Raw genomic sequence first — 26,291 nt, forward strand, 5'->3', positions numbered from 1 at the left:
GCTGTCGTGGTTGCGAATCGCCCGATCGATCAGGCCGAGACCAGGGTGTCCAGCACCGAGAGGAACAGGCCGAGGCCGTCGTCGCTCGGGCCGGTCAGTGCCTCGGTGGCGTGTTCGGGGTGCGGCATCAAGCCGACGATGCGGCCGTCGGCCGAGGCGATGCCCGCGATGCCGCGCTGCGAACCGTTCGGGTTGTCGCCCGCGTAGCGGAACACCACCCGGCCCTCGCCCTCGAGCTCGTCGAGCACAGCGGCAGAAGCCTGGAAGCGACCCTCGCCGGACTTCAACGGGATCAGGATCTGGGCACCGGCCTCATAGCGCGAAGTCCACACGGTCGACGCCGATTCCACCCGCAGCCACTCGTCGCGGCAGATGAAGTGCAGTCCCTCGTTGCGGGTCAACGCGCCGGGCAGCAGACCGGCCTCACACAGCACCTGGAAACCGTTGCAGATGCCGAGCACCGGCAGACCGGTCTTCGCGGCACGCACGACCTCACCCATCACCGGCGCGAACCGGGCGATAGCGCCTGCGCGCAGGTAGTCACCGTAGGAGAAGCCGCCGGGCACGATCACCGCGTCGACATTCTTCAGGTCGGCGTCGGCATGCCACAGGCTGACCGCCTCGGCACCGGCCAGGCGCACCGCCCGGGCCGCGTCGACATCGTCGAGCGTGCCCGGAAAAGTAATGACTCCGATGCGGGCAGTCATGACAGCCGGGTGACTTTCCACTCCTCGATCACGGTGTTGCACAGCAGTGCCTCCGCGATCTGCTCGAGCTCGGCGTCACCGACACTGTCGTCGACGTCGAGTTCGAATCGCTTGCCCTGCCGTACATCCGAGATGCCCTCGAATCCCAGGCGCGGGAGCGCACCGACGATGGCCTGTCCCTGGGGGTCCAGGATCTCGGCCTTCGGCATCACCTCGACCACGACTCGTGCCACGCGTTGCTCCTCATGTGGTGGTGGGGGGTTACCTGAGCAGCGTAGTTGTGCTTGTTGCCCGCGCCGTCCTCGGGGTCGGCCAAAATCCGCACCGCGTGCCCGAATTCTGGTCGCGCAATAACATGGCGGAATGCGCATAGCTCACTTCGGCCACTCCTGCCTCCTCGTCGAGCTACACGGCAAGAAGGTGCTGTTCGACCCGGGCACCTTCTCGCACGGCTTCGAGGGGCTCACCGATCTGGACGCCATCGCGATCACCCATCAGCATCCGGACCACATCGATCCGAACCGAATCGAGGCACTGGTCGACGCCAACCCCGGCGCCCGGCTGCTCGCCGATCCGCAGACCGCGCAGCAGCGCGGCGAAAAGTGGGAGGCGGTGCACGCGGGCAACGTGCTCACGCTGGGCGATCTGCAGATCACCGGAGGCGGCGGCAGGCACGCGGTGATCCACCCGGAAATCCCGGTGGTCGACAACACCGTGTTCCAGCTCGGCACCCCGGACGATCCGGCGCAGCTCGTGCATCCCGGCGACTCACTGTGGGTGCCGCCGGTCCAGGTCGGCGTGCTCGCCATCCCGGCGGCCGCGCCGTGGATGAAGCTCAGCGAGGCGGTGGACTACCTGCGTGCGGTCGCGCCGCGCACCGCGCTGCCCATTCACTACGGCATCATCGAGCAGGCGGCGCAGGGCATCTACTTCGGCCGGTTGTCCGAAATGGGGCCGGCCGGCACGGAATTCACCGTGGTCGAGCCGGAAGACCAGCGCGAGTTCTAGCGCTGCCGGCTCGGCACGGAGCTATCCGGGCTGCTCGGCGTAGTTCAGCAGGAACAGCGCCTCGGCCAGTGCCATGCGCTCGATTTCGGCCGGGTCCACGCTCTCGTTGGGGGCGTGGATCAAGCACGTCGGTTCCTCGACGCCGAGCAACATGATCTCGGCGTCCGGGTAGATATCGGCGAAGACGTTGCACAGCGGAATCGATCCGCCCTGCCCCTGTGTGGTGGCCGCGCGGCCGTACGAGGCGGCCAGCGCGGTCTCCATCGCCTCGCGCGCGGGACCGCCCGCGCCGGAACGGAACGGCGCGCCGATGCCCTCCAGTTCGATGGTGAGCTGGGCATTCCACGGGGTGTTCGCCTCGAGGTGCGCGACGAGCGCCTTGTGCGCCTGCTCCGGATCGGTGCCCGGCGGGATACGCAGGCTGAGCCGGGCGCGGGCCGACGGCTGGATGGCGGCGGCCGAGCCGATCACCGGCGGGACATCGATCCCGAGCACCGTCAAAGCCGGTCGCGCCCAGAGCATGTCGGCGACGGTGCCGTCACCGACCAGCTCGACGCCGCGCAATACGCCTGCGTCGGTACGGTATTGGTCCTCCGGATACTGCACGCCGGACCAACGCTGATCGTTCGGCAGCCCGGCCACCGTGGTGTTGCCGTGCTCGTCGCGCAGCGTGGCGAGCAGGTGGATCAGCGCGGCGAGCGCGTCCGGCGACGGTCCGCCGAACATACCGGAATGCAAAGGCCCCGTGAGGGTTTGAATGGTGACAACGAGACCTACGCTGCCACGCAACGTTTCGGTCAGCGTCGGCACGCCGGCGGCGAAGTTGCCGCAGTCGCCGATCAGGATCGCATTGGCCCGCAACAGATCCGGGTTGGCCTCGACGAAACGCTCCAGCCCGCCGGTGCCCTGCTCCTCGGACCCCTCGGCGACCACCATCACACCCAGCGGCAGGTCGGGCCCCAGCGCGCGCAGCGCGGTCAGGTGCATGACGATGTTGCCCTTGCAGTCGGCGGCGCCGCGACCGTACCAGCGGCCGTTCTTCTCGGTCAGCTCCCAGACCGGCGTGCGCCAGGCCGCGCTGTCCAGCGGCGGCTGCACGTCGTAGTGGCAGTACAGCAGCACCGTCGGCGCGCCGGGCGGCGCGGGGCGGGCGGCGATGACGGCCTTGCTGCCGTCCGGCGTCTCGTGCAGCCCGGCCCTGGTCAGGCCCGCCGCGACGAACGCGTCCGCGACCCACTGCGCGGCCCGCTCGCATTCCTCCGGCGGGAACTGGCGGGCGTCGGCCACCGACTTGAACGAAACAAGCTGCGTCAGATCGGTTTTCGCCTGCGGCATGAGCGCGGCTACCTTCGCGCGTAACTCAGCAGTGCGGGAATCGTCGGTCATTGCCAGCGCCTCACTTCTTCGTGTCGTCGCGCTCCATGTCGCGCACCAGAATGCCGGGACGGTCCGGGCGAGAGCGGCCGACAGCGCCGCTGTCTCACTCTCGCACAAACCAACCGATACAAAGCTGGAAATCTAGTCGACCGAGCAGTCCGTGTCGCCCGACTTCCGGCGACGGCATCGGCTGCTCGATCGGCCTCGGTGTGATTGTGTTGGGTGACTGCAGTTCGGTACCACTACGCGAGCCGATACTCCGGAGGCCACCCGATGTCCCACAGCGCAGACTCCGACGACCTGTTCGCCCTGCCCGGCATGAGCCGGGTCGCGCCCAAGGCGGGTTTCCCGGACCACGAACTCTTCGCCGAGGTCGCCTACGAGATCGTGCACGACGAACTCATGCTCGACGGCGTCTCCCGGATGAATCTGGCCACCTTCTGCACCACCTGGGTGGACGAACAGGCCCGCCGGGTAATGGTCGAAGCGCTGGACAAGAACATCGTCGACAAGGACGAATACCCGCAGACCGCCGAGCTCGAGCGACGCTGCGTCCGGATGATCGCCGACCTGTGGCACTCCCCCGATCCGGCGGGCACGCACGGCACCTCGACCACCGGGTCCAGCGAGGCCGCGATGCTCGGCGGGCTGGCCGCCAAGTTCCGCTGGCGGCAACGCGGCGGCACCGGCACACCCAATTTCGTGTGCGGGCCGGTGCAGGTCTGCTGGGAAAAATTCGCGAGGTACTTCGACGTCGAGATCCGCCAGATCCCACTGCGCGGCGACCGCCTGACCATGCACCCGGACGACCTGGCCGACTACTGCGACGAGCGAACCATCATGGTGGTGCCCACCTTCGGGCAGACATTCACCGGGTTGTTCGAGGATGTCGCCGGGATCAGCCGCGCCCTCGATCAGCTGCAAGAGTCGACCGGGTTGGATATCCCGATCCACGTCGACGCGGCCAGCGGCGGCTTCCTCGCCCCGTTCACCGCGTCGGACCTGGAGTGGGATTTCCGGCTGCCGCGGGTGAAGTCGATCAACGCCTCCGGCCACAAGACCGGGCTCGCGCCGCTCGGCGTCGGCTGGGCGATCTGGCGCGAGACAGCCGACCTGCCCGCCGAGCTGATCTTCGACGTGGACTACCTCGGCGGGAGCATCGGCACCTTCAACCTGAATTTCTCGCGGCCCGGCGGACAGGCGATCACCCAGTACTACGAGTTCATCCGGCTCGGCCGCACCGGATATACCCGCGTGCAGTCCGCCATCTACCGCGCGGCGCAGCATCTGGCGACGGGGCTGCGCGAGCTCGGGGTGTTCGAGATGATCCACGACGGCGATCCGCACCGGGGCATCACCGCGGTGGCGTGGCGACTGATCGGCGATCCCGGGTTCAACCTGTACGACCTGTCGGACCGGCTGCGCAGCAGGGGCTGGCTGATCGCCGCGTATCCGCTACCGGCCGACCGGGAAGACGAGACGATCATGCGCGCGGTGATCCGGCACGGCTTCACCGTCGACATGGCCGATCTGCTGCTGGCCGACTTCGAGCGGTGCATGAAACAGCTGGTGCAGCATCCGTTTTCGACCTCGCTCACCCGGCAGGAAGCCGGCGGGTTCACCCACAGTGCGCGAGCGGCGGTGCCGGACAAGAAGATCGAGCCTGCCTGACCGGTTCGACGCTGGAGCGCCGCCGCTCGATTTACGCCATTTCACGAGCGGCGGCGCCGATCGGCCACACGCCCGGCGGTGCCGATAACCACGAGCCGCGGTGCCCGACCACACCACGCCGCGGCGTCTTTCAGGCCGCGCGCGCGATGGCGGGCGGTTCCCAGCGGTAGACGGCGCCGGTCGCGCCGTGGAACAGCGCCAGGTCGACGGCGTCGAGCATGGCCTGACGCGGGCCGGAACGTTCCAGTTGCGCGGCCGACACCGCGAGGCGCAGCATGCCGCCGCGGCGCGCGGTGCGCGCCGCGCCCATCACCAGCGCGCGACACCACCACGGTTCGGCACGGAAGCCCTCGCCGATGCCGTACACCCGAACCTTCTGTGCCACATTGTGTTCCAGGTCGAGGATGGACGTCAGGCCGAGCGCGACCCGGAAGCCGACCTCGGGCAGCGCCTCGATGGCGCCCGCGGAGGCGTCCCAGCGTGGTGCGGCGAACAGGCGGGTGCGCAACTCCACTCGCTCCATCACCCGATCCGCCGCGGTGAGCCGCAGCCGCGCCTCATGCCTTGGCAGCGTGGCGAATTCGGCCCGGCGACGCTTGGTCGCGGCCTGGTCGTAGCCGTGCAGCACGATCGCGTCGCCGCGGGCCCGGCGGCCGCGCAGCCACGCCTGCGTCGCCGGATCATCGACCAGCTTGTATTTGCCCTTCAACCGGGGCGCCACGAGCAGCGACAGTGGCACACCGCGCTGGTCCATCTCGGCGGCGAACTCGATCGCCGCGTCCCGAGTGGTGTCCCTGATCCCGGAAATGGATACGACCAGCTCAGCGTTCATGAATTTACGGTGCCAGGGGCAGATGTACTGGGCGTGCAGGCGGGATGACCGGGCGAAGAACACCGTGACACACGTTCTCGCCGAAATCCCTTTTCCTGTTGTGCCTACACGTTGTACCCTCAGGTAAGCACTTTGTCGGGCTCGGCGCTCGCCGATTCAGCCCGTGGGACCCTCGATCGAGGGGAGACGCTCGGATGCGGACAGTTTCTGTCAGGGAATTCTCTTACAACCCAAGCGCGATACTCGCGGCAGTCGAGCAGGGGGAAAAAATCCAAGTGACCAAACACGGTAAGACCATTGCTGTTCTCTCGCCACCGTTCGATGAGATGAGCACGTATGACCGGCTGGTGGCGCAAGGAGTGATCATCGAACCGCCGGGCGGTGCCCGGACTGTCGGGCAGATGCTCGAGACCTTCGACAAGTACAAGAACGTCGAGGTCGATCAGGCCAAAGTCGATGCATGGGAGCGGCGCAGCGCCAGGCTCGACGAGCGGAAAGAAGAACTTTTCCGCCGGATAGTCGCAGGTGAAGATCTATCCACCCTCGAAGACGCCTTTCCCGATCTGGCCGACGAGGAGGATGTCTAGAAGTGATCCTCTATCTGGACACGTCCGCAATCATCACCAAGGTTGTCGGTCGTAAACACGCTGCTGATCTCGATCGTTTCCTGAACCAGTACCCGACGGCTACACCGGCAACCAGCACTATCGGATTCGTCGAGTCGGTGCGCGAATGCGATCGACTCGGCAGCTATCCGATGCTGATGCGCGAGATGATAAATGAGTATGCGAGCATCCCGGTGAACGACCGCATCCGCGACCTTGCTGCCTATCTTCCTGGCGGGCTGAAGTCGTTGGACGCCATTCATGTGGCCAGTGCTACGCAGTTGGGATCCGAGTTGGTCGCGCTGGTTACTTACGACAAAACGATGGCAACGGTCGCACGGCAACATGGCTTGCCGATCGCGATGCCGGGGATCGACTGACGCACGAATTCTGGATCCGCTCTACCTTCGAGACAGTTCCTGGCGTGCGACCGACCTGCGGGCCGGTCGCACGCCAGGGACTACGCGTCGGCCAGACCGACCCGGTCCAGCACCCAGGCGTACTCGAAGGCGACTTCCTTCCACTTCTCGTATCGGCCGCTGACACCGCCGTGGCCCGCGCTCATCTCGGTCTTCAGCAGCAGTTGCGCGTCGCCGGTCTTGGTGGCGCGGAGTTTCGCGACCCACTTGGCGGGTTCGACGTAGAGCACCCGGGTGTCGTTGAGGCTGGTGATGGCCAGAATGGCCGGGTAGTCCTTGGCCTCGATGTTCTCGTACGGGGCGTAGGACTTCATGTAGTCGTAGACGTCCTTGTCCGCCAATGGGTTACCCCACTCGTCCCATTCGATGACGGTCAGCGGCAGCGACGGATCCAGGATCGAGGTGAGCGGATCGACGAACGGAACATTCGCCAGGATGCCCGCGAACAGCTCCGGCGCCAGGTTCGCCACCGCACCCATCAGCAGGCCACCCGCGCTGCCACCGTCGGCGATCATCCGGTCCGCCGCGGTCTTGCCGGTATCGATCAAATGCCTTGCGCACGAAACGAAGTCGGTGAAGGTGTTCTTCTTGGTGAGCGTCTTGCCGTTCTCGTACCAGAGCCGGCCCATCTCGCCGCCGCCACGCACGTGCGCGACCGCGAACACCATGCCGCGATCCAGCAGCGACAGCCGCGAAACCGAGAAGGACGGATCCATGCTCGCCTCGTAGGAGCCGTATCCGTAGAGCAGTAGGGGCTTCGGCGAATCCACCGCGAGCCCCTTCTTCCACACCAGCGAGATCGGGATCCGGGTGCCGTCCTCGGCGATCGCCCAATCCCGGTGCTGCTCATAATCGTTCGCGTCGTAGCCGCCGAGCACCGGCTGTTCCTTGCGCAGCAGCAGATCGCCGGTGGCTGGCACGTAGTCGAACACCTGCACCGGCGTGATGAACGAGGTCAGCCCGATGCGCAGGGTCGGCTGCGCCCACTCCGGGTTCGCGCCCGCGCCGACGGCGAAGAGTTCCAGATCGAAGTCGAGCTCGCGCCGCTCGCCGTACCCGCTGTCGGTCAGCGGCCAGACCGCGACCCGGGTCAGCGCCTCGCGCCGGTAGCTCAGCACCAGGTGATCGGCATAGGCGTCGACGTCCTCGAGCCGCACGTCGTCGCGGTGCTCGATCAGCAGCGTCAGGTCCGACGGATCGGCGACCGGTGCGTCGGCGAGCACGAAGTTCTCCGCCTTCACGCCGTCGACCACGTCGTTGTGCAGGATCAGGAATCGGTCCTCGCCGCCGACCACCGCGTGCTCGGCGGAGTACTCGACGCCCTCGCGGCGCGGCAGGATGACCCGGAATTCGCCCTCGGGATCGTCGGATTCGAGCACCCAGCCCTCGGTGGTGATCTTGGAGCCGACCCAGATCATCAGGTACTTCTCCGAGCGGGTCGAGGTGATGCTCACCCAGTAGCGCTCGTCGGGCTCGTGGAACACCTTCACATCGGTGGCGGTCGGGGCGCCGAGGCGGTGCCGCCACACGGTGTCGGGCCGCCAGGACTCGTCGACCGTTTGATAGAAGACGTGCGTGCCGTCCAGCGACCAGGTCGCGCCCGGCGCCGTCTCGGCGATCGCGTCGGACAGCATCTCCCCGGTGCGCAGATCCTTGAAGCGCAGCACGTACCGCTCGTCACCGACGGTGTCCACGGAGTAGGCGAGCAGGTTGCCGTCATGGCTGAGCGAGAACGCGCCCAGCGCGAAGAAGTCGTGTCCCTCGGCGACCACGTTGCTGTCCAGCAGGATCTGTTCGCCGGGCACCTCGGTGCCCGCCTCCAGTTGCGGCGGGGTCCAGGCATCGATGCCCTCGGCGTCGGCCGCGATCGGACACCGGCAGTGCACGCCGTACTGCTTGCCCTCGAAGCTGCGCGAGTAATACCAGTACTCGCCCATCCTGGTGGGCACGGACAGGTCCGTCTCCTGGGTGCGGCCCTTGATCTCGTCGAAGATCGAGTCGCGCAGCTCGGCCAGATGCGCGGTCTGTGCCTCGGTGTACGCGTTCTCCGCCTCGAGGTGCGAGATGACCTCGGGGTTCTCCTTGTCCCGCAGCCACTCGTACTCGTCGACGAACACGTCGCCGTGATGCACGCGTTCGGTGGGCACCGTCTTGGCGATCGGTGCCGTCACCCCGTCGAGGTCTGAGATCGTTCCGGTACCGCTGTCGAGAGCCATGGGTTCCACCGTAGCGGCGCGGACCCCGCCCGTCCCGCCAGGACCCGGCAACCGCGCTGCTCGAGCTGTCGCACTGCGGAATTGCTGATCTATCCCTGTCCCTCGGCACGCGGCTTGGAGCCCGAGGCGGCCTCGATGACACTGTCGAGTACCTCGCGGGTGCGGTCCAGGTCGCGCATGGCCTGTTCGATCCGCTCCCGCTCCCCGGTGAGCTTCTGCACCAGGAACGGAGTGGCGGCCGCGGTCGGGCTGCCGTCCACGTCGTGGATGCAGGGCAGTAGTTCCCCGACGGTGTCGCTGTGCAGGCCGGCGGCGAACATCTCCTGGATGCGCCGGACCCGGTCGACGGCCGCCGCCGGGTACTCGCGCTGCCCGCCGGAGGTTCGCTCCGACGCGAGCAGTCCCTTGGTCTCGTAATACCGCAGCGACCGGACGCTGACGCCGGTCCGCTCGGCCAGTTCACCGATGCGCACAATCGCTCCTTGACCTGACATTGATGTCAGGTTTTACGGTACAGGAATGCTGCTACTGACCGAATACCGCAATCCCGCACGGGCACTGCCCAATCGGATCGTCATGTCGCCGATGACCCGGCTGCGTTCGCTGCCCGACGGCTCGCCGACCAGCGATGTCGCCGACTACTACGCCCAGCGCGCGGCGGCCGGGCTCATCGTGACCGAGGGCATCTGGCCGCATTCGACCGGGCAGAGCGAGGCCTGGGTGCCCGGGCTGCAAACCGAACGCCACGTCGAGGCGTGGCGACGGGTCACCGCGGCCGTCCATGCGAACGGCGGCCGAATCTTCGCGCAGCTCATGCACGGCGGACGCAAAGGCCACCCGCTCGCCCGGATCGACGGCTCCTGGCCCGCCGGTCCGTCCGCAGTGCTGGACGAGGATCGGGTGCACCTGATCGACGGCGGCAAGGGTGAGCCGATCACACCGGCCGTGCTCAGCCGCACCGATATCGAGGCAGCGGTCGAGCAGCATGCCATCGCGGCCCGCAACGCCATCGCCGCCGGCTTCGACGGTGTCGAAATCCACGGCGCCAACAGCTATTTCGTGCATCAGTTCCTGGCGGACAACACCAACCTGCGCACCGACGAATTCGGCGGGTCGATCGAGAATCGGATGCGCCTGCCACTGGCCGTCGTCGATTCCGTGGCCGCCGAGATCGGCGCGCACCGCACCGGAATCCGCCTGTCCCCCGGCAACCCGCAGTTCAACATGGTCGAAGCCGATCCGGCCCCGCTCTACCGCACGCTGGTCACCGAACTCGACCGCCGAGACCTGGCATACCTGCACCTCACCGACAACGACAACTACCGGGCGCTGGCCGACCTGCGGCCACGCTGGCGCGGCACCCTCATCGCCAATGTCGGCGAAAACCGCGCGCCGACAACGGCCGAGGCCGCCGAGGAGGTGCTGCGCGCGGGCCTGGCCGACCTGGTGTCGTTCGGTCGCCACTTCATCTCGAACCCCGACCTCGTCCATCGCATCACCCACGACCTGCCGCTCGCCCCGATCCGCGAGCACCTGCTCTACGGCCGCACCGCCGCGGGCTACAGCGACTACCCGCACTGGCAACCCGCCGAAGTATCGGCCCACTGATTCCGACGCGGGCGAATCATCCTGCTGTGCAAAGAAATTGCCCGCAGCTGTGTGCACGGCAGGAAGGTTCGGCAGCGGTGTCAGGGTTTTCCCGGAGCTGGGCAGCAGAACCTCAGGCTTCGAGCAACTTCACCCTGTTGTTCGCGCGTTCGGCGAGGATCCCGCCGCCCGTGGCGAGCACGACGAGCACAACGAGTTGCCCGCCCCAGCCGCCGGGCACCCAGTCGAGCAGGCCCCACACCTGGGATTTGCGGTGATCGATGACCAGGCGGATGACGGCCTGGGCCGACGCGACCAGCAAGACCATGCCGACGATCTGCAATCCGACCCACACGTTCTTCCCCATCACATACTCCGTTTCCTGCGTTGACTGGCCGCGCCGTCACTCATAATTGCCCCGAGGCAGGTCATCGCACATCGGCCATCGGTCGACGGCGGGTTCATCCTTTGGTCGACCCGAATTCGCCCTGGAGACCGATGCGCGAGCGAACGCGCGCCACCTACAGTCGCGTCATGTCCCCCGCTCCCCTGTCGTCGGCGCCACCGCTTGGGCCGTGGTCACACGCCTGGCGACTCGCAGCGGTCGCGGGCATCGGCCTCCTGGCCTGGTCGACCACCAAGGACCAGATGGCGCCGATCGACGGGGCGCTGCTCACCTGGTTCCAGATCGGCGATCCACTGCTCGGTGTGGCATGCATGCTGCTGACGCTGCTGCGGCGCCGGTATCCGGTGGCCATCGCGGCGATCGTGACGGTGATGTCCACCGCGTCGGTCACCGCCAACGGCGCGGCGGCCCTGGTGCTGTGTTCGCTGGCCACCCGGCGGCGCTATCCCGAGACCATCGCGCTGGCGGTCGTCAGCATCGGGACCGGCCTACTCACCGACAGCGTGATCTACCCGACCGAAGCCGACCTGGAGCCGTATTGGGTCGGACCGGCGGTGATCACGGCGGCTATCGCCACCATTGTCGCGATCGGCTTCGCGGTCGGGGCGCGGCGAGATCTGGTGTGGTCGTTGCGCTCTCGCGCCGAGACGGCCGAGCGGGAGCAGCACGCGCGGGCGGCCGAGGCGCGGCTGCTGGAACGCAATCGCATCGCCCGGGAGATGCATGACGTGCTGGCGCATCGGATTTCGGTGGTGGCGATGCATGCCGGTGCGCTCGGTTTCCGCACCGATCTGACCAGGGAGCAGACCGCCGCGACCGCGAAAACCATTGCTGAGAACGCGCATCTCGCGTTGCAGGAATTGCGTGAGGTGCTCGGTGTCTTACGCACCGGCGACGACGCGCTCACCGACACCCCGGAACCGCCGCAACCGACCCTCGCCGACCTCGCGCGCCTGGTCGACGAGGCGCGCTCGGCGGGCATGGACGTGTCGATCACCGACGCCACGACGGCCGACCTCCCGGCGACCAGCGCGCGCACGGCGTATCGCATCGCCCAGGAGGGACTGACCAACGCGCGCAAGCATTCTCCCGGCGCCGCGGTCCGGGTGCGCATCGACGGCGGGCCGGGCCAGGATCTGATCGTCGACGTCGGCAACTCCGCGCCGCGCCGGCCCGGCTTTGCACTGCCGTCCTCCGGCTACGGCCTGCTCGGTCTCACCGAGCGTGCCGAACTGGTCGGCGGCACACTGGATTACGGCCCCGAACCGACCGGCGGCTTCCGGCTGCGGGCCGTGCTGCCGTGGCCCGCCGTTGTCGCGACGAGCGACAGATGAACGTACGCATCCGCGTGGTCGTCGTCGACGACGAGCCATTGGCTCGCTCGGCACTGACGATGATCCTCGGCGGCGATCCGGAGCTGGAACTGGTCGGCGAGGCAGCCGACGGCGAACAGGCGCTCGCGGTGGTCCGCGCGCAATCTCCCGACATCGTGCTGATGGATATCCGGATGCCGGTACGGGACGGGCTCGACGCCACCCGCGACCTGCTGAGCCGGGCCGATCCGCCCCGGGTGCTGGTGCTGACCACGTTCGACGCCGACGACATGGTGTTGCAGGCACTGCGGATCGGCGCACACGGCTTCCTGCTCAAGGACACACCGCCCGCCGATATCGTCGCCGCGGTCAAGCAGGTGGCGGCGGGTCGGCCGATGCTCTCGCCCAGCGTTACCGCGCAACTGATCTCGGTCGCCACGGCCGGGCCGAGCGCCGACCTCGCGGCACGCGAGCGCGCCCGCACCGCCCTCACCACGCTGACCAAGCGCGAACGCGATGTCGCCGAGGCGATCGGCCGTGGTCTGTCCAATTCCGATATCGCCAAGGAAATGCACCTGAGTATCGCGACGGTGAAGTCGTATACCAGCAGGCTGCTCAGCAAACTCGATGCCGAAAACCGGGTCCAGATCGCGATTGTCGTGCTCAACGCGGGACGCGACTAGGGACTCCGCTGTGCCCGTGCGGAATTCAGGCTCCGATGGACGGCGCGATGGTCGACCACGATGCGTGCAGCATGTCCTGCCAGTAGGACCAGGAGTGAGTTCCAGTGGCGCTGTAGTCGACTCGGGCGGGAATACCGAGCCCGCGCAGCCGCTGTTCGAACGCGACCACGCACGCGTTGACGCCGACCTCGACCGGGCCGCCGAGGAAAATGTTCTCGGCAAGTTGGGGTTTGATCTCCGTCTCGTGCGGGCCGGGGATGCCGGTGCCGCTGGACAGATAGATTGTCTTGCCGCGCAGGCGTTCTGCCAGCTGCGCCGGATCGTGCTCGGCCCAGGCCGGACTGCCTGGAGGGCCCCACATATTGAGCGGGTTGCCACCGCGGTTGGCGATGGAGAACATCACCGCGCCCATCGCCAAGCCGGTGTCGGGGCAGGCGCTGTAGCCCGCGACGGCGCGGTACAGCCACGGGTTGCGGGCGGCCAGGATGAAGGCCGCGTTGCCGCCCATCGAGAGTCCGCCGATCGCGTTGACGCCGTTGCCGTTGAATCGAGCGTTGATCAGCGGTGGCAGTTCCTCGGTCAGGAATGTCTCCCACTGGTAGTGGCCGAGTTGCGGATCGTCCTGCTGCCAGTCGGTGTAGTAGCTGGCCTCGCCGCCGACCGGGAGCACGACGTTGACGTTCGAGCCCGCGAAGAACCGTTCCGCATCGGTGGCGTTGGTCCAGGTGCTCTGGCTGGTGCCGGGATCGAGGCCGTCCAGCAGGTAGTACACGGGTCGCGGGCCGCCGCCCGCCGGATGCAGCACCTGAACCTGGATCGTGCCCCCCATCGCGGGTGAATCGATGAACATCGCGGTGCGCGTCGGGCTCAGGTTGTCGATCCGCTCGACCTGCGCGGCCGAGGCCGGCGCAGGTCCGATGACCGCGGGCCCGAGCAAGCCGAGCGCGACGGTCAGCACTGCTACAGCAACTGGTGTTCGACGCACGGTCACACCTCCATCGCCGCATCACAACGGCTTTTAAAGGTAACTCACCGCGGGTTGTTGCGGAAGTGATCTAGCTCTCGGCGTTCAGTCAGCAAATCAGCCGATACGGCATACACTTCCCGCCGAACTCACGAGATCGAACGACCGAGCGCCCCTCGAATAGACCCGGCCAGATAATCCAGGTCGGCCCGCGGCGGACTCGTCGGCCGCCCGCGCAACCCGAACCCATCCCCCGGCGTCCGCGGAATCACATGCAGATGCACATGGAACACCTCCTGCCCCGCCGTTACCCCATCGGCGAGAAAGAAATTCACCCCATCACACCCCACCTCACTCGCCCGCAACGCCGCCGCCACCCGCTGTCCCACCTGAAACAACTTCCCCCCGACCACCGGATCCAACTCGGCAAGACTGCGCGCAACCACCTTCGGCACCACCAGCACATGCCCCGGCGTCATCGGCCGAATATCCATGAACGCCAACACATCCGCGTCCTCATACACCCGACTGGCCGCCGCCCGCCCAGCAATGATCTCCTCAAAAACCGTGTACGGATTCACGCCGAAACCCTAACGCGCACGACGTCCCCCGCCAGCGATAAATTCGCTACCCCCACCAACTCGCCAGCCTCATACTGACAGCAGCTCCCGGCACTAGCTGGAAGGAGTGAACCCGGCTCCTGGATGGACGTCCAGCAGTCGGGTTTCGCGCTTTTAGCAGGCTCCCACGTCGGTGATTGCGTGAACGAACGGCGTCACCGACAGCCGCCATGTCCCTCCGGCACCAAATGACCAGGCAACCGCGTCAGGCCACCACAGAGCGGGCTCGTTGTGTGGCGGTAGGTGGACATAGGGCAAGTCTCCCGACATCTTTGTCAGAACGCCCGCGATCGTGCTGCGATCCCTGCCGTCCTGGCTTTCGCGCGATTCGATGACGAGGCGACCGGCCCTGAGCTCGAGCAAATCGGTAACCAGCGCCGTCAAGCACTCATGCCGTACCACCACCTCACGCCCGCGTCCCTCGAAGACTCCGAGCTGCATGCCTTGCAGACGACGCAGCGCGGCGAGAATCTTTCGCTGCCGCTGCACGGACTCATGCCAGAAGTGCCATCGACGATGCCCAGGAAGGCAGAAACTCCGGGCTAACGCCCGAGCAGCGGCAAGTTCCGCCACCGGAATCAGCACGGCGCACAAGATGTAGCGATCTCGTCGAATGACTCGTCCACGAACGCATGAAAGGGCACCGTCGGACAATACCGACTCGCTATGACACCGGCTAGCGAATTCGCAGCGAAACGTCCGCTGGCGCTACAGGATTGGGGAGGGGGTGTAGTTGGCGGCGGTGGGGTTTTGGTCGACCAGTTTTTGGACGGCGGCGATGACGTCGGCTACCTGGGCTTCGGCGGCGCCGATGAAGGCGGACTTGTCGGCCAGGGCGGCGTCGAGGGCGGCGCGGTCCAGCGGGAGGCGGGGGTCGGCCGCGAGGCGGTCGAGCAGGTCGGGTTCGCGGCCCTGTTCGCGCATCGCGAGGGCTGCCGCGACCGCGTGTTCCTTGATGACCTCGTGCGCGGTTTCGCGGCCGACGCCGGCGCGCACGGCGGCCATCAGAATGCGGGTGGTGGCGAGGAACGGGAGGTAGCGGTCCAGTTCGCGGGCGATGACGGCGGGGTAGGCGCCGAATTCGGCGAGCACGGTGAGGAAGGTTTCCATCATGCCGTCGATGGCGAAGAAGGCGTCCGGCAGCGCGACCCGGCGCACCACCGAGCAGAAGACGTCGCCTTCATTCCATTGCGCGCCAGCGAGTTCGGCGGCCATCGAGGCGTAGCCGCGCAATACCACCTGCAGGCCGTTGACGCGCTCGCACGAGCGGGTGTTCATCTTGTGCGGCATCGCCGAGCTGCCCACCTGGCCGGGCTGGAAGCCCTCGGTGACCAGCTCGTTTCCGGCCATCAGCCGGATGGTGTGCGCGAACGACGACGGGCCGGCACCCACCTGGACCAGCGCGGAGAGCACGTCGTGGTCGAGCGAGCGCGGATACACCTGCCCGACGCTGGTGAGCACGGTCGCGAAGCCGAGATGCCTGGCCACCTGCTGCTCCAGCGTGGACAGCTTGGCCGGATCGCCGCCGAGCAGGTCGAGCATGTCCTGGGCGGTGCCCATCGGGCCCTTGATGCCGCGCAACGGGTACCGGTCGATCAGTTCACGCACCCTGGTCAGTGCGATGAGCAGCTCGTCGGCGGCCGAGGCGAACCGCTTGCCGAGGGTGGTGGCCTGCGCCGCGACATTGTGCGAGCGGCCCGCCATCACCAGCGTCTGATACTCGGCGGCCCGCTCGGTGAGCCGGGCCGCGATCGCGATGCCGTGTGCGTGCACGTGCTCGAGCGAGAGCCGGATCTGCAGCTGCTCCACGTTCTCGGTGAGGTCGCGGCTGGTCATGCCCTTGTGCACGTGCTCGTGCCCGGCGAGTGCGTTGAACTCCTCGATGCGCGCCTTCACGTCGTGCCGGGTGACCCGCTCCCGCTCGGCGATGGAGGCGAGATCGACCTGATCGATCACCCGCTCGTAGTCGTCGAGAACGCCTGCGGGCAGCTCGATTCCGAGTTCCGACTGGGCTCGCAGCACCTCCAGCCAGAGTCGCCGCTCGAGCACGATTTTGTTCTCGGGCGACCACAGCCGCACCAGTTCAGGACTGGCGTAACGGGTGGCAAGGACGTTCGGAACGAGGCTCACGACTGCGCCTCGCTGACGCTCGGCTCCGTCGTGCCCCTGGGCACTGTGTCTAGGGTTCCCTCGCTGCGCTCGCTCACGACTGCGCCTCGCTGACACTCGGCTCCGTCGTGCCCCTGGGCACTGTGTCTAGGGTTCCCTCGCTGCGCTCGCTCACGACTGGTCAGTCTAGTGCGCGGAAACGGTCCACCTGCTGGGGCGTCGCCGGTGCGACGATGTCGATCACCTCGAGCAGCGCACCGCGGGCCATTCTGCGCGGTTCCGGCTCCATTTCGGTCAGTGCCGCGACCACCGCACCGTCCACCACCGCAACCAACCTGCGCAGTTGCTCGGGCCGCACCAGTCGGTCGGAGCGGCGCAGCACATCGGCGAGCAACTCGTCGAGCTGAGCCCGCAGGCGTAGCTGCACCTCGCGTAACTCGGGGTGCCGCGCGGAGGCCACCGACCGCTCATAGCGCGCGATCAATTGCCCGCGCGCACCCTCGTCGTGCCAGTGCCCGTCGACGCCGACCAGCAGATCGAGCACCAGATCGACGGTCGCCTCGGCGCCGCGGCGGCGGTGGCTCACCTCGCCGACTCGGCGGCGCATCGCGTCGAGCTCCACATTGCCGCTGAATTCGACCGCGCGCGCGATCAAGTCTTCCAGCGATTCGAAGTAGTAGGTGGTCGACGCCAGCGGCAGATCAGCACGGGTCGCCACCGACCGATGCCGCACCGCCTCGAACCCGCCTTCGAGCAACAACTCGGCGGCGGCGGCTACCAAAGCCTGGCGACGCCGTTCGCCTTTCGGGGTCGTCGCGGTGATCACCGTGCCATCGTGCCAGTCGTCATCAGTTCTTCCAGGGGAAATCAGCGAGGAAAAGCAACCATCGATGTTCTACCGTATCCGCGCGGCCACGGTGCCGAACTGCGGAAAGTTGTTGCCGGACACGACGATCAAACACCCAGATAGTGCCCTAGACGAACCAGCGCCGCCTCGATGTCCGCGGTGGCGCCCGCGAAGGAGAAGCGAACTGTCCGATTTCCGTGCACGGTGTCGAAGTCGATGCCGGGTGCGAGCGCGACCCCGGTGTTGTCCAGCACGTCCGCACACCACGCGCGCGCATCGTGGGTGAGATGGCCGATATCCGCGTAGGCGTAGAAGGCGCCGTCGGCCGGCGCCAGGTCGGTGATGCCGATTTTCGGCAGTCCGTCCAGCAGCAGTTGGCGGTTGATCGCATAGCGGCGCACATGCCCGTCGAGTTCGGCCTTGGCCTCGGCACCGAATGCGTGCAGCGCCGCGTACTGCGAGATCGCGGGCGGGCACACGGTCAGATTGGAGGCCAGCCGCTGCAGGGCGGGGCGTAACCCACTGGGCGCCAACATCCAACCGAGTCGCCAGCCGGTCATCGAGAAGTACTTGGACACCGAGCCGATCACCACCGATTCGCGGGAGGTCTCCCAGGACGAGGAGGTTCCGGTGTCGGAGCTGTCGTAGGTGATGCCGTGGTAGATCTCGTCGGAGATGAGCAGGGTGCCGTGCGCATCGCACCAGCGGGCCAGCGCGGCGAGTTCGGCTGGAGCGATCATGGTGCCGGTCGGGTTGGCCGGGCTCGCGACCACCAGTCCGGCCGGTGGTTCGGGCAGCGCGTCCAGCATGGCGACCGTCGGCTGGAACCTGGTTTCGGCGCCACAATCCAGTTCCACCACCCGGCAGCCGAGCGCGGTGAGTGTGTTGCGGTAGGCGGGATAGCCGGGACGGGCCACCACCACGGTGTCGCCGGGATCGAAGGCGGCCAGGAAGATCAGCGAGAACGCGCCCGACGATCCGGTCGTCACCACCACGTCGTCCGGGTCTACGGCGTAGCCGTAGGTCTCGGTGTGATGCTGGGCGATCGCCTCGCGCAACGGCAGGATGCCGAAAGTTTCGGTGTAGCCGAGCAATTCGGATTCGATCGCGGCCTTGGTCGCGCGCAGCACCGGCGCGGGTGCGGGCGTCGACGGTTGTCCGGCGGCGAGCACGAGCACATCTGCGTGCGTCCTGGCCCGTTGCGCCGCAGCTTTCCAGACATCCATCACGTAGAAAGGTGGAATGGTCGACCGGCGAGATTCTCTGGACACCCGTGTGACGGTAGACGGTGTCGCGCGACGACACCTCGCTGACGGTCGTCTTTCGTCGTGCCCGGCAGCCTCCGGCTCGGCACGCCCGACCCAGCGCCGGTCGTGCGCTCCCCTCTTACCAGGGTTATGGTCGGCTTGATGTTCGAGAATGCTCGACGAGCTGGGCTCGACCGGGTGCGCGGAGTGGGTGGCATCGGGATCATTCCGCCGGACTGGCGGGCTCGGCTGCGGGAACGACCGGCACGCGGCCTGCGGGCCCTGCTCGATCGGCGCAACGTTCAGGAGATCCTGCGACGGCGGCCCGATCCGCGGGAACTGTGGCGGCGGCGCTCCGAGCTGCGCGACAAGTGGGACAAACGACCCGATCGCGACCAGATCCTCGCACTACTGCGCAAGCATCGTGTGCTGCTGGCCGGGCTCGCCGTGACCGCTGTCTTCGCCGCGGGCGATGCCTCCTTCGCCGGGGCGATCAGCGACCGCACCCCGGACCAGGACCACGTGCAGCGCGTCGCGGTGGCCTATCCCCTGCAGGTGCAGTCCACCCCGCCGTCGGTGCGCCGGTACCTGAACGCCATCGACAACGGTGAACGCCTACGCGAACAAGCCGTCGTCGCGGCGGCCGCGCGAGCCACCCTGGAACGCGCCAAGGCCGAGGCCGCCGCCGCGGCGGCGGGCGAATGGCAGCCGTGGATGGGCGGCGGCGGTGCGACGACGCTGCCCGGCGTGACGCTGCCCGGTATCGGCGGCTTCTTCCTGCCCGCGCACGGCACCTTCACCTCCGGATTCGGTTCCCGCTGGGGCACTTTCCACGCGGGCATCGACATCGCGGCCCCGATCGGCACCCTGATCTACGCGGTCGCCAATGGCACCGTCATCGACGCGGGCCCGGCCGAGGGCTTCGGACTGTGGGTGCGCATCCGGCACGACGACGGCACCATCACCGTGTACGGCCACATGTACGACTTCTTCGTCTCCCGCGGCGAACGCGTCCCGGCCGGGATGCAGATCGCCCGCGTCGGCAACCGCGGCGACTCCACCGGCCCACACCTGCACTTCGAGGTCATCATCGGCGGGCAGCACGTCGACCCACAACCGTGGTTGGCGTTACACGGCCTGACCATCGGCTAAGGCTAGCTCGGCGCAGCGACTGATTTCGCGAGCACATGGGTAACTCGCCGGGCACGGGCTGATTCAACCCACAACATCGCCGTCGGCCGCCGACGCCACTGTCACGGCTCCTGAGTCTGGCCTGAATTCGCGGAGAGGCGGGTAAGCACCGCGATGCGATCTTCTACTGCCGCGAGGCCGATGTCGGTGCGGTAGTGGCTGCCCGGCAGTTTGATCGAGGCGATGCGCGCGTAGGCGTGTGCGCGCGCCTCGGCGAGGTCGGCGCCGACGCCGACCACATTGAGCACGCGGCCGCCGGCGGAGACCAATGCGCCGTCCTCGCGCTGCGCGGTTCCGGCGTGCAGCACCGCGGCGGAGTCGTCCGCCCCGCCGTCGCCCGCGCCGGTGATGACGTCGCCGACGCGCGGGCGGCCCGGGTAGTTCTCGGCGGCGAGCACCACGGTGATCGCGGCGCCGTCGCGCCAGCGGGGCGGGTCGACCTGGGCGAGGGTGCCGGTGGCGGTGGCGTTGAGCAGCTCGGCCAGCGGGCTTTCCAGCAGGGCGAGCACCGCCTGGGTTTCGGGATCGCCGAAGCGGCAATTGAATTCGACGACCGCCGGTCCGGCGACACCCATCGCGAGGCCGGCATAGAGCAGCCCGGAGAACGCGCTGCCCCGGCGAACCAATTCGGCCGCAACGGGTTTCACCACATCGTCGACGATCGCGGTCACCGCCTCGTCGGACAGCCACGGCAGCGGCGTGTACGCGCCCATGCCGCCGGTGTTCGGTCCGGTGTCACCATCGCCGACCCGCTTGTGATCCTGCGCGGGCAGCAGCGGCATCACCGTCTCGCCGTCGACCAGGCAGAACAGCGAAACCTCCGGCCCGTCCAGGAACGACTCCAGCAGCACCGGATGTCCCTGCTCCAGCAGTTCGGCGCCGTGATCGCGGGCTGCGGAACGGTCGGTGGTGACCACCACGCCCTTGCCCGCGGCGAGACCGTCGTCCTTCACCACCCAGGTCGGCCCGAACCGGCTCAGCGCGGCATCGAGGTCGGCCGGGGTGTCCACGATCTCGCTGTGCGCGGTGCGCACTCCGGCGGCCGCCATCACGTCCTTGGCGAAGGCCTTGGAGCCCTCGATCCGCGCGGCCGCGGCGGACGGTCCGAAACAGGCGAACCCGGCCGCCCGCACGGCGTCGGCGACGCCGAGCACCAGCGGCACCTCGGGCCCGATCACCACCAGATCGGCGGCCGACTCGGTGGCCAGCGCGACCACCGCCTCCGCGGAGCACGGATCGACCGGCCTGGTCGTCGCGTGCTGCGCGATGCCCGCGTTGCCCGGCGCGGCGACGATCGCGCTGACCACGGGGTCGCGGCGCAACGCAAGGACGAGGGCATGTTCACGGGCTCCGGAACCGATGACGAGTACGCGCACGGCAGACAGCTTAGGTGAAGGCCCAGGACACGCTGCGCTCACTCATGAACAGCAGTCGACCATCGGATATCGGTCTCGCGACATGGATGATGGAAAGGGATGGTTCCGGCATACCTCAGCCGGGCCATGCCACCCACACCGCGCGAAGGATGTGCACACGATGGGTCTGATCGACGGACTGATGGGCAATGCCGGGCGGATCGATCCCGGCCGGGCGCAACAGGAATACGCGAAACTGATGGGCGACGGCGAACAGATCTACGCCGCATATCTTTTGGTGCGCGACGCCATCCTGTTCACCAACCGGCGCCTCATCCTGGTCGACAAGCAGGGCGTGACCGGCCGCAAGGTCAGCTATCACAGCATCCTCTACCGCGCGATCACCCACTTCTCGGTGGAGACCGCTGGCACCTTCGACCTGGACGCCGAGCTCTGCATCTGGATCTCCGGCAGCCACGAGCCGTTGCAGAAACGGTTCAACCGCCAGGTCGACATCTACGAGGTGCAGGGCATCCTGTCGCATTTCACCTCGGCGTAGCCTGCGGGGCATGGCTTCTGTCTTCAGCGCGATCATCGCCGGTCAGCTACCAGGTCGATTCGTTTGGGAGGACGACGAATTCGTCGGTTTCCTCACCATCGCACCGGTCACCCCCGGGCACACCCTGGTGGTGCCCCGCAAGGAAATCGATCAGTGGCAGGACATCGACGCGGACACCTTCGCCCGCCTCAACGTCGTCGCCCAGAAGATCGGCCAGGCCGTGCGCGCCGCCTGGGACGCACCGCGTGCCGGTCTGCTCATCGCCGGCCTCGAGGTCCCGCACCTGCACGTGCACGTCTTCCCCGCCTTCACCATGGGCGACTTCGACATCTCCGGCGCCGACACCGACCCGACTCCCGAGTCGATGGACGAGGCCCAAGCCAAGATCAAGCAGGCCCTGCGCGACCTCGGCTACGGCGCCAACGTCCCGGACTGAACGTCGTTCCAGCTCAAAGCAAAAGGGTGGTCAGACCGAAACCCGGTCTGACCACCTTTTCGGATGAGCCCCGGTCAGGATCGAACTAACGACCTGGCCAAGTAGCGTCGCTTGGCATGCGCCTACTGGTCCTCGAGGACGACTCCGAGCTCGGCCCGGCAATCGCCCGAGGGCTGCGCGAGGCAGGCTTCGCGGTCGATGTCGCGGTCGATCTGGCCGACGCCGACTTCAAACTCGCCGTCAACACCTACGACTGTTTGATCGCGGACCGCATGCTGCCCGACGGTGACGTGCTGACCCTGCTGGCCGCCCAGCGCACAGCAGGTTCCACACTCCCGGTCCTGCTGCTGACCGCATTGGACGCGGTCAGCGACCGCGTGACCGGCTTCGAGCACGGCGCGGATGACTACCTCGTCAAACCTTTCGCGTTCGCCGAGCTCAACGCCCGGGTGCGCGCGCTGTGCCGCCGCGGCCAACCTGTTCGGCCACCGCAGTTGTGGGTCGGTGACCTCGAACTGGATCATCCACGCCGACGGGTGCGGCGAGGCGGCGTGCTGCTGGCTTTGACCGCAAAGGAGTTCGCGGTCCTGGAGGTGCTGATGATGCGTGCGGGAGAGGTGGTCACCCGCAGTGAACTCATCGAAAGCTGCTGGGACGAGCAGACCGAACCGCTGTCGAACGTCGTCGATGTCCTCATCGGTCAACTGCGCCGTCAGCTGGGCCCACCGGAGCTCATCGTGACGATGCGCGGCGTGGGATACCGGATCGCCGACCCGGCCACCGACCAGTGACGTCGCGAACGCCCGCACTCGCGCGGCTGCATCGCGCCCGGTGGGTGATGACTCTGCTGTTCGCGGCGACGACCGCTCTGTGTCTGCTGGTGTTGGCCACCATCGCGGTGCGCACCGACAGCCATTCGCGCACCAATGACCTCGACAATGCGGTCAGTCACCGCGCCGACGGCCTGGCCCGCACGTTGTTCTATGACGCGCAGGGCACGCTGCGGCTGGACTCACTGCCCGAGGACGAGCTCGCCCGCAGCGCCGAGATGCTCGCCATCCTGCAGGCATCCCCGAGTTCTGGACCGCAGATCCGCTCCGCTTACCCGTCCCCGGCGGCCCTGCCCGCGCAGGGGGCACTCCGGGAGATCTGGCAGGAAGTGCAACACGATCAGGAGACGGTCCTGGTGACCACTGCGGCCGCCGATGGGAGCGAGTATCGGTGGGCCGCGGCCCCGGTCTGGGACGAGGACAGTATCGGCGCCACGGTGCTGGTCGGGGCCGACCCGGCCCTCAGCCAGGCCGCCCACCAACGGCTGATCGAGTGGCTAGCTCTTGGCTGCGCGGCACTGGTACTGGCGGCGGCCGCCGCGGGTCACCTGCTGAGCGGACGCGCGATGCGGCCCGCTTTACAGGGACTCGAGCAGCAGGAGCAGTTCCTCGCCGAGGCCGCCCACGAACTGCGCACACCGCTGGCCACCCTGCGCCTGGTGGTGGAGCACGGCAGCGGCTCACCGGAACGCGCACCCGCGGCTCTGGACGAGGCATTGGGGTTGGTCGACCGGTTGGGCCGGCTCGTCACCGGGCTGCTGGCCCGCGCCCGGGTGGAAGCCGGGACCCAGGCCGCCGAACTCACCCCGCTGCGCCTGGACCAACTGGTCCGACAGACCATCCGGGAGCTACCCGATCCCGCCGGTGTCACCGTCACCAGCGAGCCCGTCATCGTCGACGGGGATCCCGAGCTATTGGCCCAAGCGGTCCGAAACCTCGTGGAAAACGCGCTACGCCACGGCGGTGGCACGGCGGTCGACGTGACGGTCACGGCCACCGGGATCGAGGTAAGCGACCACGGCCCCGGTGTGCCCCCGCAAGACCGGGTTCGGATATTCGAACGCCGCGTCACCGGCGCCGCAAGTACCGGCACCGGCCTGGCGATCGTCGCGTGGGTGGCCGAGCTGCACGGCGGCACCGCCCGGATGTCGCAGGCACCCGGCGGTGGGGCATTGGCGCAGCTGCTGCTACCCGCACGCACAAGCGGCTGAACCGCACAGCCGTTCCTCATCTTCATCTCATCTAGCAGCGGGCAGGGTGCGGCTCATGTCCACATTTCGACTCGGCCGCACCTGGAGCCTGCGCTCCACCACACTGCTGGCAGCTCTCACCCTCGCGATCACCGCCTGCACCCTCCCTGCGGGCGGGACCAGTCCTAACGACGAAAGCCCGTCGAGCACCCACCCGCCCGCGATCCGGGTCAACCAAGCCGGCTACGCCGTCGGAGAAGCCAAGCAGGCCTTCGTCATGGGGTCGGACACGGAATTGGGCCAGGCCGGCTACCGGGTGGTAGACGAACACGGCACCATCCTGACCACGGGCAAGGTCGGCGCCCGCACCGGCACTTGGAGCAGCAAGTACCCCGCAGTCCACCTCGTGGACCTCTCCAGTCTCGACACTCCCGGCAATTATCGCGTCGAGCTCACCGGCACGGCTTCGGGCAGCTCCCCGATGTTCCGCATCGCGCCCGCCGCGCAGCTGCTCACCCCCCTTATCGAGGACAACGTCCGTTTCTTCCAGGCCCAGCGCGACGGCGCGGACGTGCTTGCGGATGTGCTGCACCGCAAGCCCGCACACCTGGCGGACCGCCAGGCCACCGTGTACGCCACTCCCCGGTACAACGAGGAAGGCAACGAGCTGCTCGACGCGGCGCTGACCCCGATCGGCGGACCCGTCGACGTGTCCGGCGGCTGGTTCGACGCGGGTGACTTCCTGAAGTTCACCCACACCACCGCCTTCAGCACCGCCGCCCTCCTGCTTGCGCTGCGCATCGCTCCGCACGCCGCGGGCCTGGTGCAGGAGGCCAACCATGGGCTGTCCTGGCTGGACAAGATGTGGGAAGGCAAGAGCGGCACCCTCTACGCCCAAGTCGGCATCGGCGCGGGCAACGACAACGTCCACACCGACCACGACATCTGGCGGCTACCCGAGACCGACGATGCTCTGAACGTGCAACCGGGCGCCCCGGACTACCTGATCAAGAACCGGCCGGTGTTCCGGGCCAACGAGCCCGGCGCACCGATCAGCCCGAACCTGGCCGGGCGGGTAGCCGCGGTCTTCGCGCTCGCTGCGCAGAACAGTGCCAACGACGATCCCGCTGCCGCCAGGTCCTGGCTGGACAAAGCGGCTGCCGTCTATGCCAAGGCGAATACCGAGCCCGGCGACGCGTTGATCACCGCGTTCCCGCATAACTTCTACCCCGAGAACTCCTGGCAGGACGACATGGAGTTCGGCGCAACCGAAATGAGCCTGGCCGCCACAGCATTGGGCGACACCCGCGCCGCCGACTGGAAGCAGCAGGCCACTCACTGGGCGGCACAGTACATTTCCGCCGACACCAAGGGCACCCTCGGCGTCGCCGATGTCAGCGCCCTCGCCCACGCCGATCTCGGCACACTCCTGCAGGCAGGCGACGAGAACGGTGAGATCCTGCGGAAAGACCTGCGCCGACAGTTGGACGACGGCATGAACCGAGCCGCCGAGGACCCCTTCCGAGCAGGGGCGGTGTACACCGACTTCGACTCGGTACCACACACTTTCGGCCTCGTCACCACCGCGCAGCTGTACCGCAAGGCCACCGGTGACCACTATTACGACGCCTTCGGTACGCAACAGCGCAGTTGGGCCCTTGGTGCGAACTCCTGGGGCAGTACCTTCCTCATCGGTGCGGGCGAGGTCTACCCGCACTGCCCCGAACACCAGGTGGCCAACCTCGTCGGCAGCCTCGACGGCAACGGCGACATCCTGCGCGGCGCCGTCGTGAACGGCCCGAACGCCGCGGAAAAACTCGACGAACTCAATACCTTCCCGACCATGAAACGTTGCTCCGCCGATCCCGGTACACCCTGGACCGATTTCGACGGGCACAAAGCCCGCTTCCTCGACGACGTCGGCGCATGGCAGAGTGTGGAACCCTCGATCGACTTCACCTCAACCGCAATGCTCGCCTTCGCCCTGTCACAAAGCTGAGGGTGCGCTGTCGGAGGGGCCCGTCATAGTTCACTCCGATCGCGTGGTGCCCGACGTTGTTCTGGACCGAAGCAAAACGGGTGGTCAGACCGAACTCGGTCTGACCACCCGTTTTTGGGT

27 protein-coding genes are annotated in these 26,291 nt (G+C 67.6%); 13 read left to right on the top strand and 14 right to left on the bottom strand.

Annotated features, from left to right (window positions below; all coding sequences use genetic code 11):
- Positions 1-29: 29 nt before the first annotated feature.
- Both purQ and purS read right to left on the bottom strand, forming a co-directional pair.
- Complete coding sequence (purQ, locus tag ABZ942_RS05890) at positions 30-707, bottom strand: phosphoribosylformylglycinamidine synthase subunit PurQ (RefSeq protein WP_357379557.1); 678 nt, start codon at positions 705-707, stop codon at positions 30-32.
- Positions 704-940, bottom strand: coding sequence for a phosphoribosylformylglycinamidine synthase subunit PurS (purS, locus tag ABZ942_RS05895; RefSeq protein ID WP_150403849.1), 237 nt, complete (start codon positions 938-940; stop codon positions 704-706). The genes purQ and purS overlap by 4 nt, the downstream gene beginning before the upstream one ends.
- Positions 941-1,070: 130 nt before the next feature.
- On the opposite strand from purS, the gene ABZ942_RS05900 reads away from it, so the two are divergent.
- Entirely contained in the window at positions 1,071-1,715 is a 645-nt protein-coding gene (locus ABZ942_RS05900) for an MBL fold metallo-hydrolase (protein WP_357379559.1), read from the top strand.
- A 21-nt stretch (positions 1,716-1,736) separates the two neighbouring features.
- On the opposite strand, the gene ABZ942_RS05905 is transcribed toward ABZ942_RS05900, so the two are convergent.
- Entirely contained in the window at positions 1,737-3,101 is a 1,365-nt protein-coding gene (locus tag ABZ942_RS05905) for a dipeptidase (RefSeq protein WP_357379561.1), read from the bottom strand.
- Positions 3,102-3,365: 264 nt separating this feature from the next.
- On the opposite strand from ABZ942_RS05905, the gene ABZ942_RS05910 reads away from it, so the two are divergent.
- Complete coding sequence (locus ABZ942_RS05910; RefSeq protein WP_357379563.1) at positions 3,366-4,763, top strand: glutamate decarboxylase; 1,398 nt, start codon at positions 3,366-3,368, stop codon at positions 4,761-4,763.
- Positions 4,764-4,893: 130 nt separating this feature from the next.
- Here the strand turns inward: ABZ942_RS05910 and ABZ942_RS05915 are convergent, their stop codons facing one another.
- A complete protein-coding gene (locus ABZ942_RS05915) occupies positions 4,894-5,595 on the bottom strand; it encodes a DUF2334 domain-containing protein (protein WP_357379565.1) in 702 nt (233 codons plus the stop codon).
- A gap of 194 nt (positions 5,596-5,789) precedes the next feature.
- On the opposite strand from ABZ942_RS05915, the gene ABZ942_RS05920 reads away from it, so the two are divergent.
- Together ABZ942_RS05920 and ABZ942_RS05925 are read left to right on the top strand one after the other, a co-directional pair.
- On the top strand, positions 5,790-6,182 hold the full coding sequence (locus ABZ942_RS05920; RefSeq protein ID WP_357379567.1) for a type II toxin-antitoxin system prevent-host-death family antitoxin: 393 nt from the start codon (positions 5,790-5,792) through the stop codon (positions 6,180-6,182).
- 2 nt (positions 6,183-6,184) lie between these two features.
- Entirely contained in the window at positions 6,185-6,580 is a 396-nt protein-coding gene (locus ABZ942_RS05925; RefSeq protein WP_357379569.1) for a type II toxin-antitoxin system VapC family toxin, read from the top strand.
- An 80-nt stretch (positions 6,581-6,660) separates the two neighbouring features.
- On the opposite strand, the gene ABZ942_RS05930 is transcribed toward ABZ942_RS05925, so the two are convergent.
- Together ABZ942_RS05930 and ABZ942_RS05935 are read right to left on the bottom strand one after the other, a co-directional pair.
- Positions 6,661-8,835 carry a S9 family peptidase gene (locus ABZ942_RS05930; protein WP_357379571.1) on the bottom strand — a complete coding sequence of 725 codons (2,175 nt, stop codon included), beginning with the start codon at positions 8,833-8,835 and terminating at the stop codon, positions 6,661-6,663.
- Positions 8,836-8,924: 89 nt separating this feature from the next.
- Positions 8,925-9,308 (bottom strand): MerR family transcriptional regulator, encoded by a 384-nt coding sequence (locus tag ABZ942_RS05935; protein ID WP_357379573.1) that lies wholly within the window; start codon positions 9,306-9,308, stop codon positions 8,925-8,927.
- A gap of 46 nt (positions 9,309-9,354) precedes the next feature.
- Here ABZ942_RS05935 and ABZ942_RS05940 point away from each other — a divergent pair, with 46 nt between their 5' ends.
- A complete protein-coding gene (locus tag ABZ942_RS05940) occupies positions 9,355-10,443 on the top strand; it encodes an alkene reductase (RefSeq protein ID WP_357379575.1) in 1,089 nt (362 codons plus the stop codon).
- Between the two features lie 112 nt (positions 10,444-10,555).
- On the opposite strand, the gene ABZ942_RS05945 is transcribed toward ABZ942_RS05940, so the two are convergent.
- Positions 10,556-10,789, bottom strand: a complete 234-nt coding sequence (locus ABZ942_RS05945) for a hypothetical protein (RefSeq protein WP_357379577.1) — start codon at positions 10,787-10,789, stop codon at positions 10,556-10,558.
- A gap of 167 nt (positions 10,790-10,956) precedes the next feature.
- Between ABZ942_RS05945 and ABZ942_RS05950 the strand changes: the two genes are divergently transcribed.
- Both ABZ942_RS05950 and ABZ942_RS05955 read left to right on the top strand, forming a co-directional pair.
- On the top strand, positions 10,957-12,162 hold the full coding sequence (locus ABZ942_RS05950) for a histidine kinase (RefSeq protein WP_357379579.1): 1,206 nt from the start codon (positions 10,957-10,959) through the stop codon (positions 12,160-12,162).
- Positions 12,159-12,824 (top strand): response regulator transcription factor, encoded by a 666-nt coding sequence (locus ABZ942_RS05955; protein ID WP_357379581.1) that lies wholly within the window; start codon positions 12,159-12,161, stop codon positions 12,822-12,824. The genes ABZ942_RS05950 and ABZ942_RS05955 overlap by 4 nt, the downstream gene beginning before the upstream one ends.
- A 25-nt stretch (positions 12,825-12,849) precedes the next feature.
- Here the strand turns inward: ABZ942_RS05955 and ABZ942_RS05960 are convergent, their stop codons facing one another.
- From ABZ942_RS05960 to ABZ942_RS05985, 6 genes are all read right to left on the bottom strand, one after another.
- Positions 12,850-13,809 carry an alpha/beta hydrolase family protein gene (locus ABZ942_RS05960; RefSeq protein WP_357379583.1) on the bottom strand — a complete coding sequence of 320 codons (960 nt, stop codon included), beginning with the start codon at positions 13,807-13,809 and terminating at the stop codon, positions 12,850-12,852.
- Positions 13,810-13,937: 128 nt separating this feature from the next.
- Entirely contained in the window at positions 13,938-14,369 is a 432-nt protein-coding gene (locus ABZ942_RS05965; RefSeq protein ID WP_357379585.1) for an HIT family protein, read from the bottom strand.
- Positions 14,370-14,522: 153 nt separating this feature from the next.
- Positions 14,523-14,993, bottom strand: a complete 471-nt coding sequence (locus ABZ942_RS05970) for a hypothetical protein (protein WP_357379587.1) — start codon at positions 14,991-14,993, stop codon at positions 14,523-14,525.
- A 123-nt stretch (positions 14,994-15,116) separates the two neighbouring features.
- Positions 15,117-16,538 (bottom strand): adenylosuccinate lyase, encoded by a 1,422-nt coding sequence (gene purB / locus ABZ942_RS05975; protein ID WP_357379589.1) that lies wholly within the window; start codon positions 16,536-16,538, stop codon positions 15,117-15,119.
- Between the two features lie 160 nt (positions 16,539-16,698).
- Entirely contained in the window at positions 16,699-17,343 is a 645-nt protein-coding gene (locus tag ABZ942_RS05980; RefSeq protein WP_357379591.1) for a TetR family transcriptional regulator, read from the bottom strand.
- Between the two features lie 128 nt (positions 17,344-17,471).
- Positions 17,472-18,635 carry a pyridoxal phosphate-dependent aminotransferase gene (locus tag ABZ942_RS05985; protein ID WP_357379593.1) on the bottom strand — a complete coding sequence of 388 codons (1,164 nt, stop codon included), beginning with the start codon at positions 18,633-18,635 and terminating at the stop codon, positions 17,472-17,474.
- 138 nt (positions 18,636-18,773) lie between these two features.
- Here ABZ942_RS05985 and ABZ942_RS05990 point away from each other — a divergent pair, with 138 nt between their 5' ends.
- A complete protein-coding gene (locus tag ABZ942_RS05990; protein ID WP_357379595.1) occupies positions 18,774-19,763 on the top strand; it encodes a M23 family metallopeptidase in 990 nt (329 codons plus the stop codon).
- A gap of 101 nt (positions 19,764-19,864) precedes the next feature.
- On the opposite strand, the gene purD is transcribed toward ABZ942_RS05990, so the two are convergent.
- Positions 19,865-21,178, bottom strand: a complete 1,314-nt coding sequence (gene purD, locus ABZ942_RS05995; RefSeq protein WP_357379597.1) for a phosphoribosylamine--glycine ligase — start codon at positions 21,176-21,178, stop codon at positions 19,865-19,867.
- A gap of 160 nt (positions 21,179-21,338) precedes the next feature.
- On the opposite strand from purD, the gene ABZ942_RS06000 reads away from it, so the two are divergent.
- From ABZ942_RS06000 to ABZ942_RS06020, 5 genes are all read left to right on the top strand, one after another.
- Positions 21,339-21,716: a PH domain-containing protein gene (locus tag ABZ942_RS06000; RefSeq protein WP_357379599.1), complete on the top strand. Its 378-nt coding sequence runs from the start codon at positions 21,339-21,341 to the stop codon at positions 21,714-21,716.
- Positions 21,717-21,726: 10 nt separating this feature from the next.
- Positions 21,727-22,152, top strand: a complete 426-nt coding sequence (locus ABZ942_RS06005; RefSeq protein ID WP_357379601.1) for an HIT family protein — start codon at positions 21,727-21,729, stop codon at positions 22,150-22,152.
- 116 nt (positions 22,153-22,268) lie between these two features.
- Positions 22,269-22,943, top strand: a complete 675-nt coding sequence (locus ABZ942_RS06010) for a response regulator transcription factor (protein WP_357379603.1) — start codon at positions 22,269-22,271, stop codon at positions 22,941-22,943.
- A gap of 47 nt (positions 22,944-22,990) precedes the next feature.
- Positions 22,991-24,193: a HAMP domain-containing sensor histidine kinase gene (locus tag ABZ942_RS06015; protein WP_357379605.1), complete on the top strand. Its 1,203-nt coding sequence runs from the start codon at positions 22,991-22,993 to the stop codon at positions 24,191-24,193.
- Between the two features lie 55 nt (positions 24,194-24,248).
- Positions 24,249-26,171 (top strand): glycoside hydrolase family 9 protein, encoded by a 1,923-nt coding sequence (locus ABZ942_RS06020; protein WP_357379606.1) that lies wholly within the window; start codon positions 24,249-24,251, stop codon positions 26,169-26,171.
- Positions 26,172-26,291 lie beyond the last annotated feature (120 nt).

Source organism: Nocardia sp. NPDC046473, assembly GCF_040645995.1.
Taxonomy (GTDB): Bacteria; Actinomycetota; Actinomycetes; order Mycobacteriales; family Mycobacteriaceae; genus Nocardia.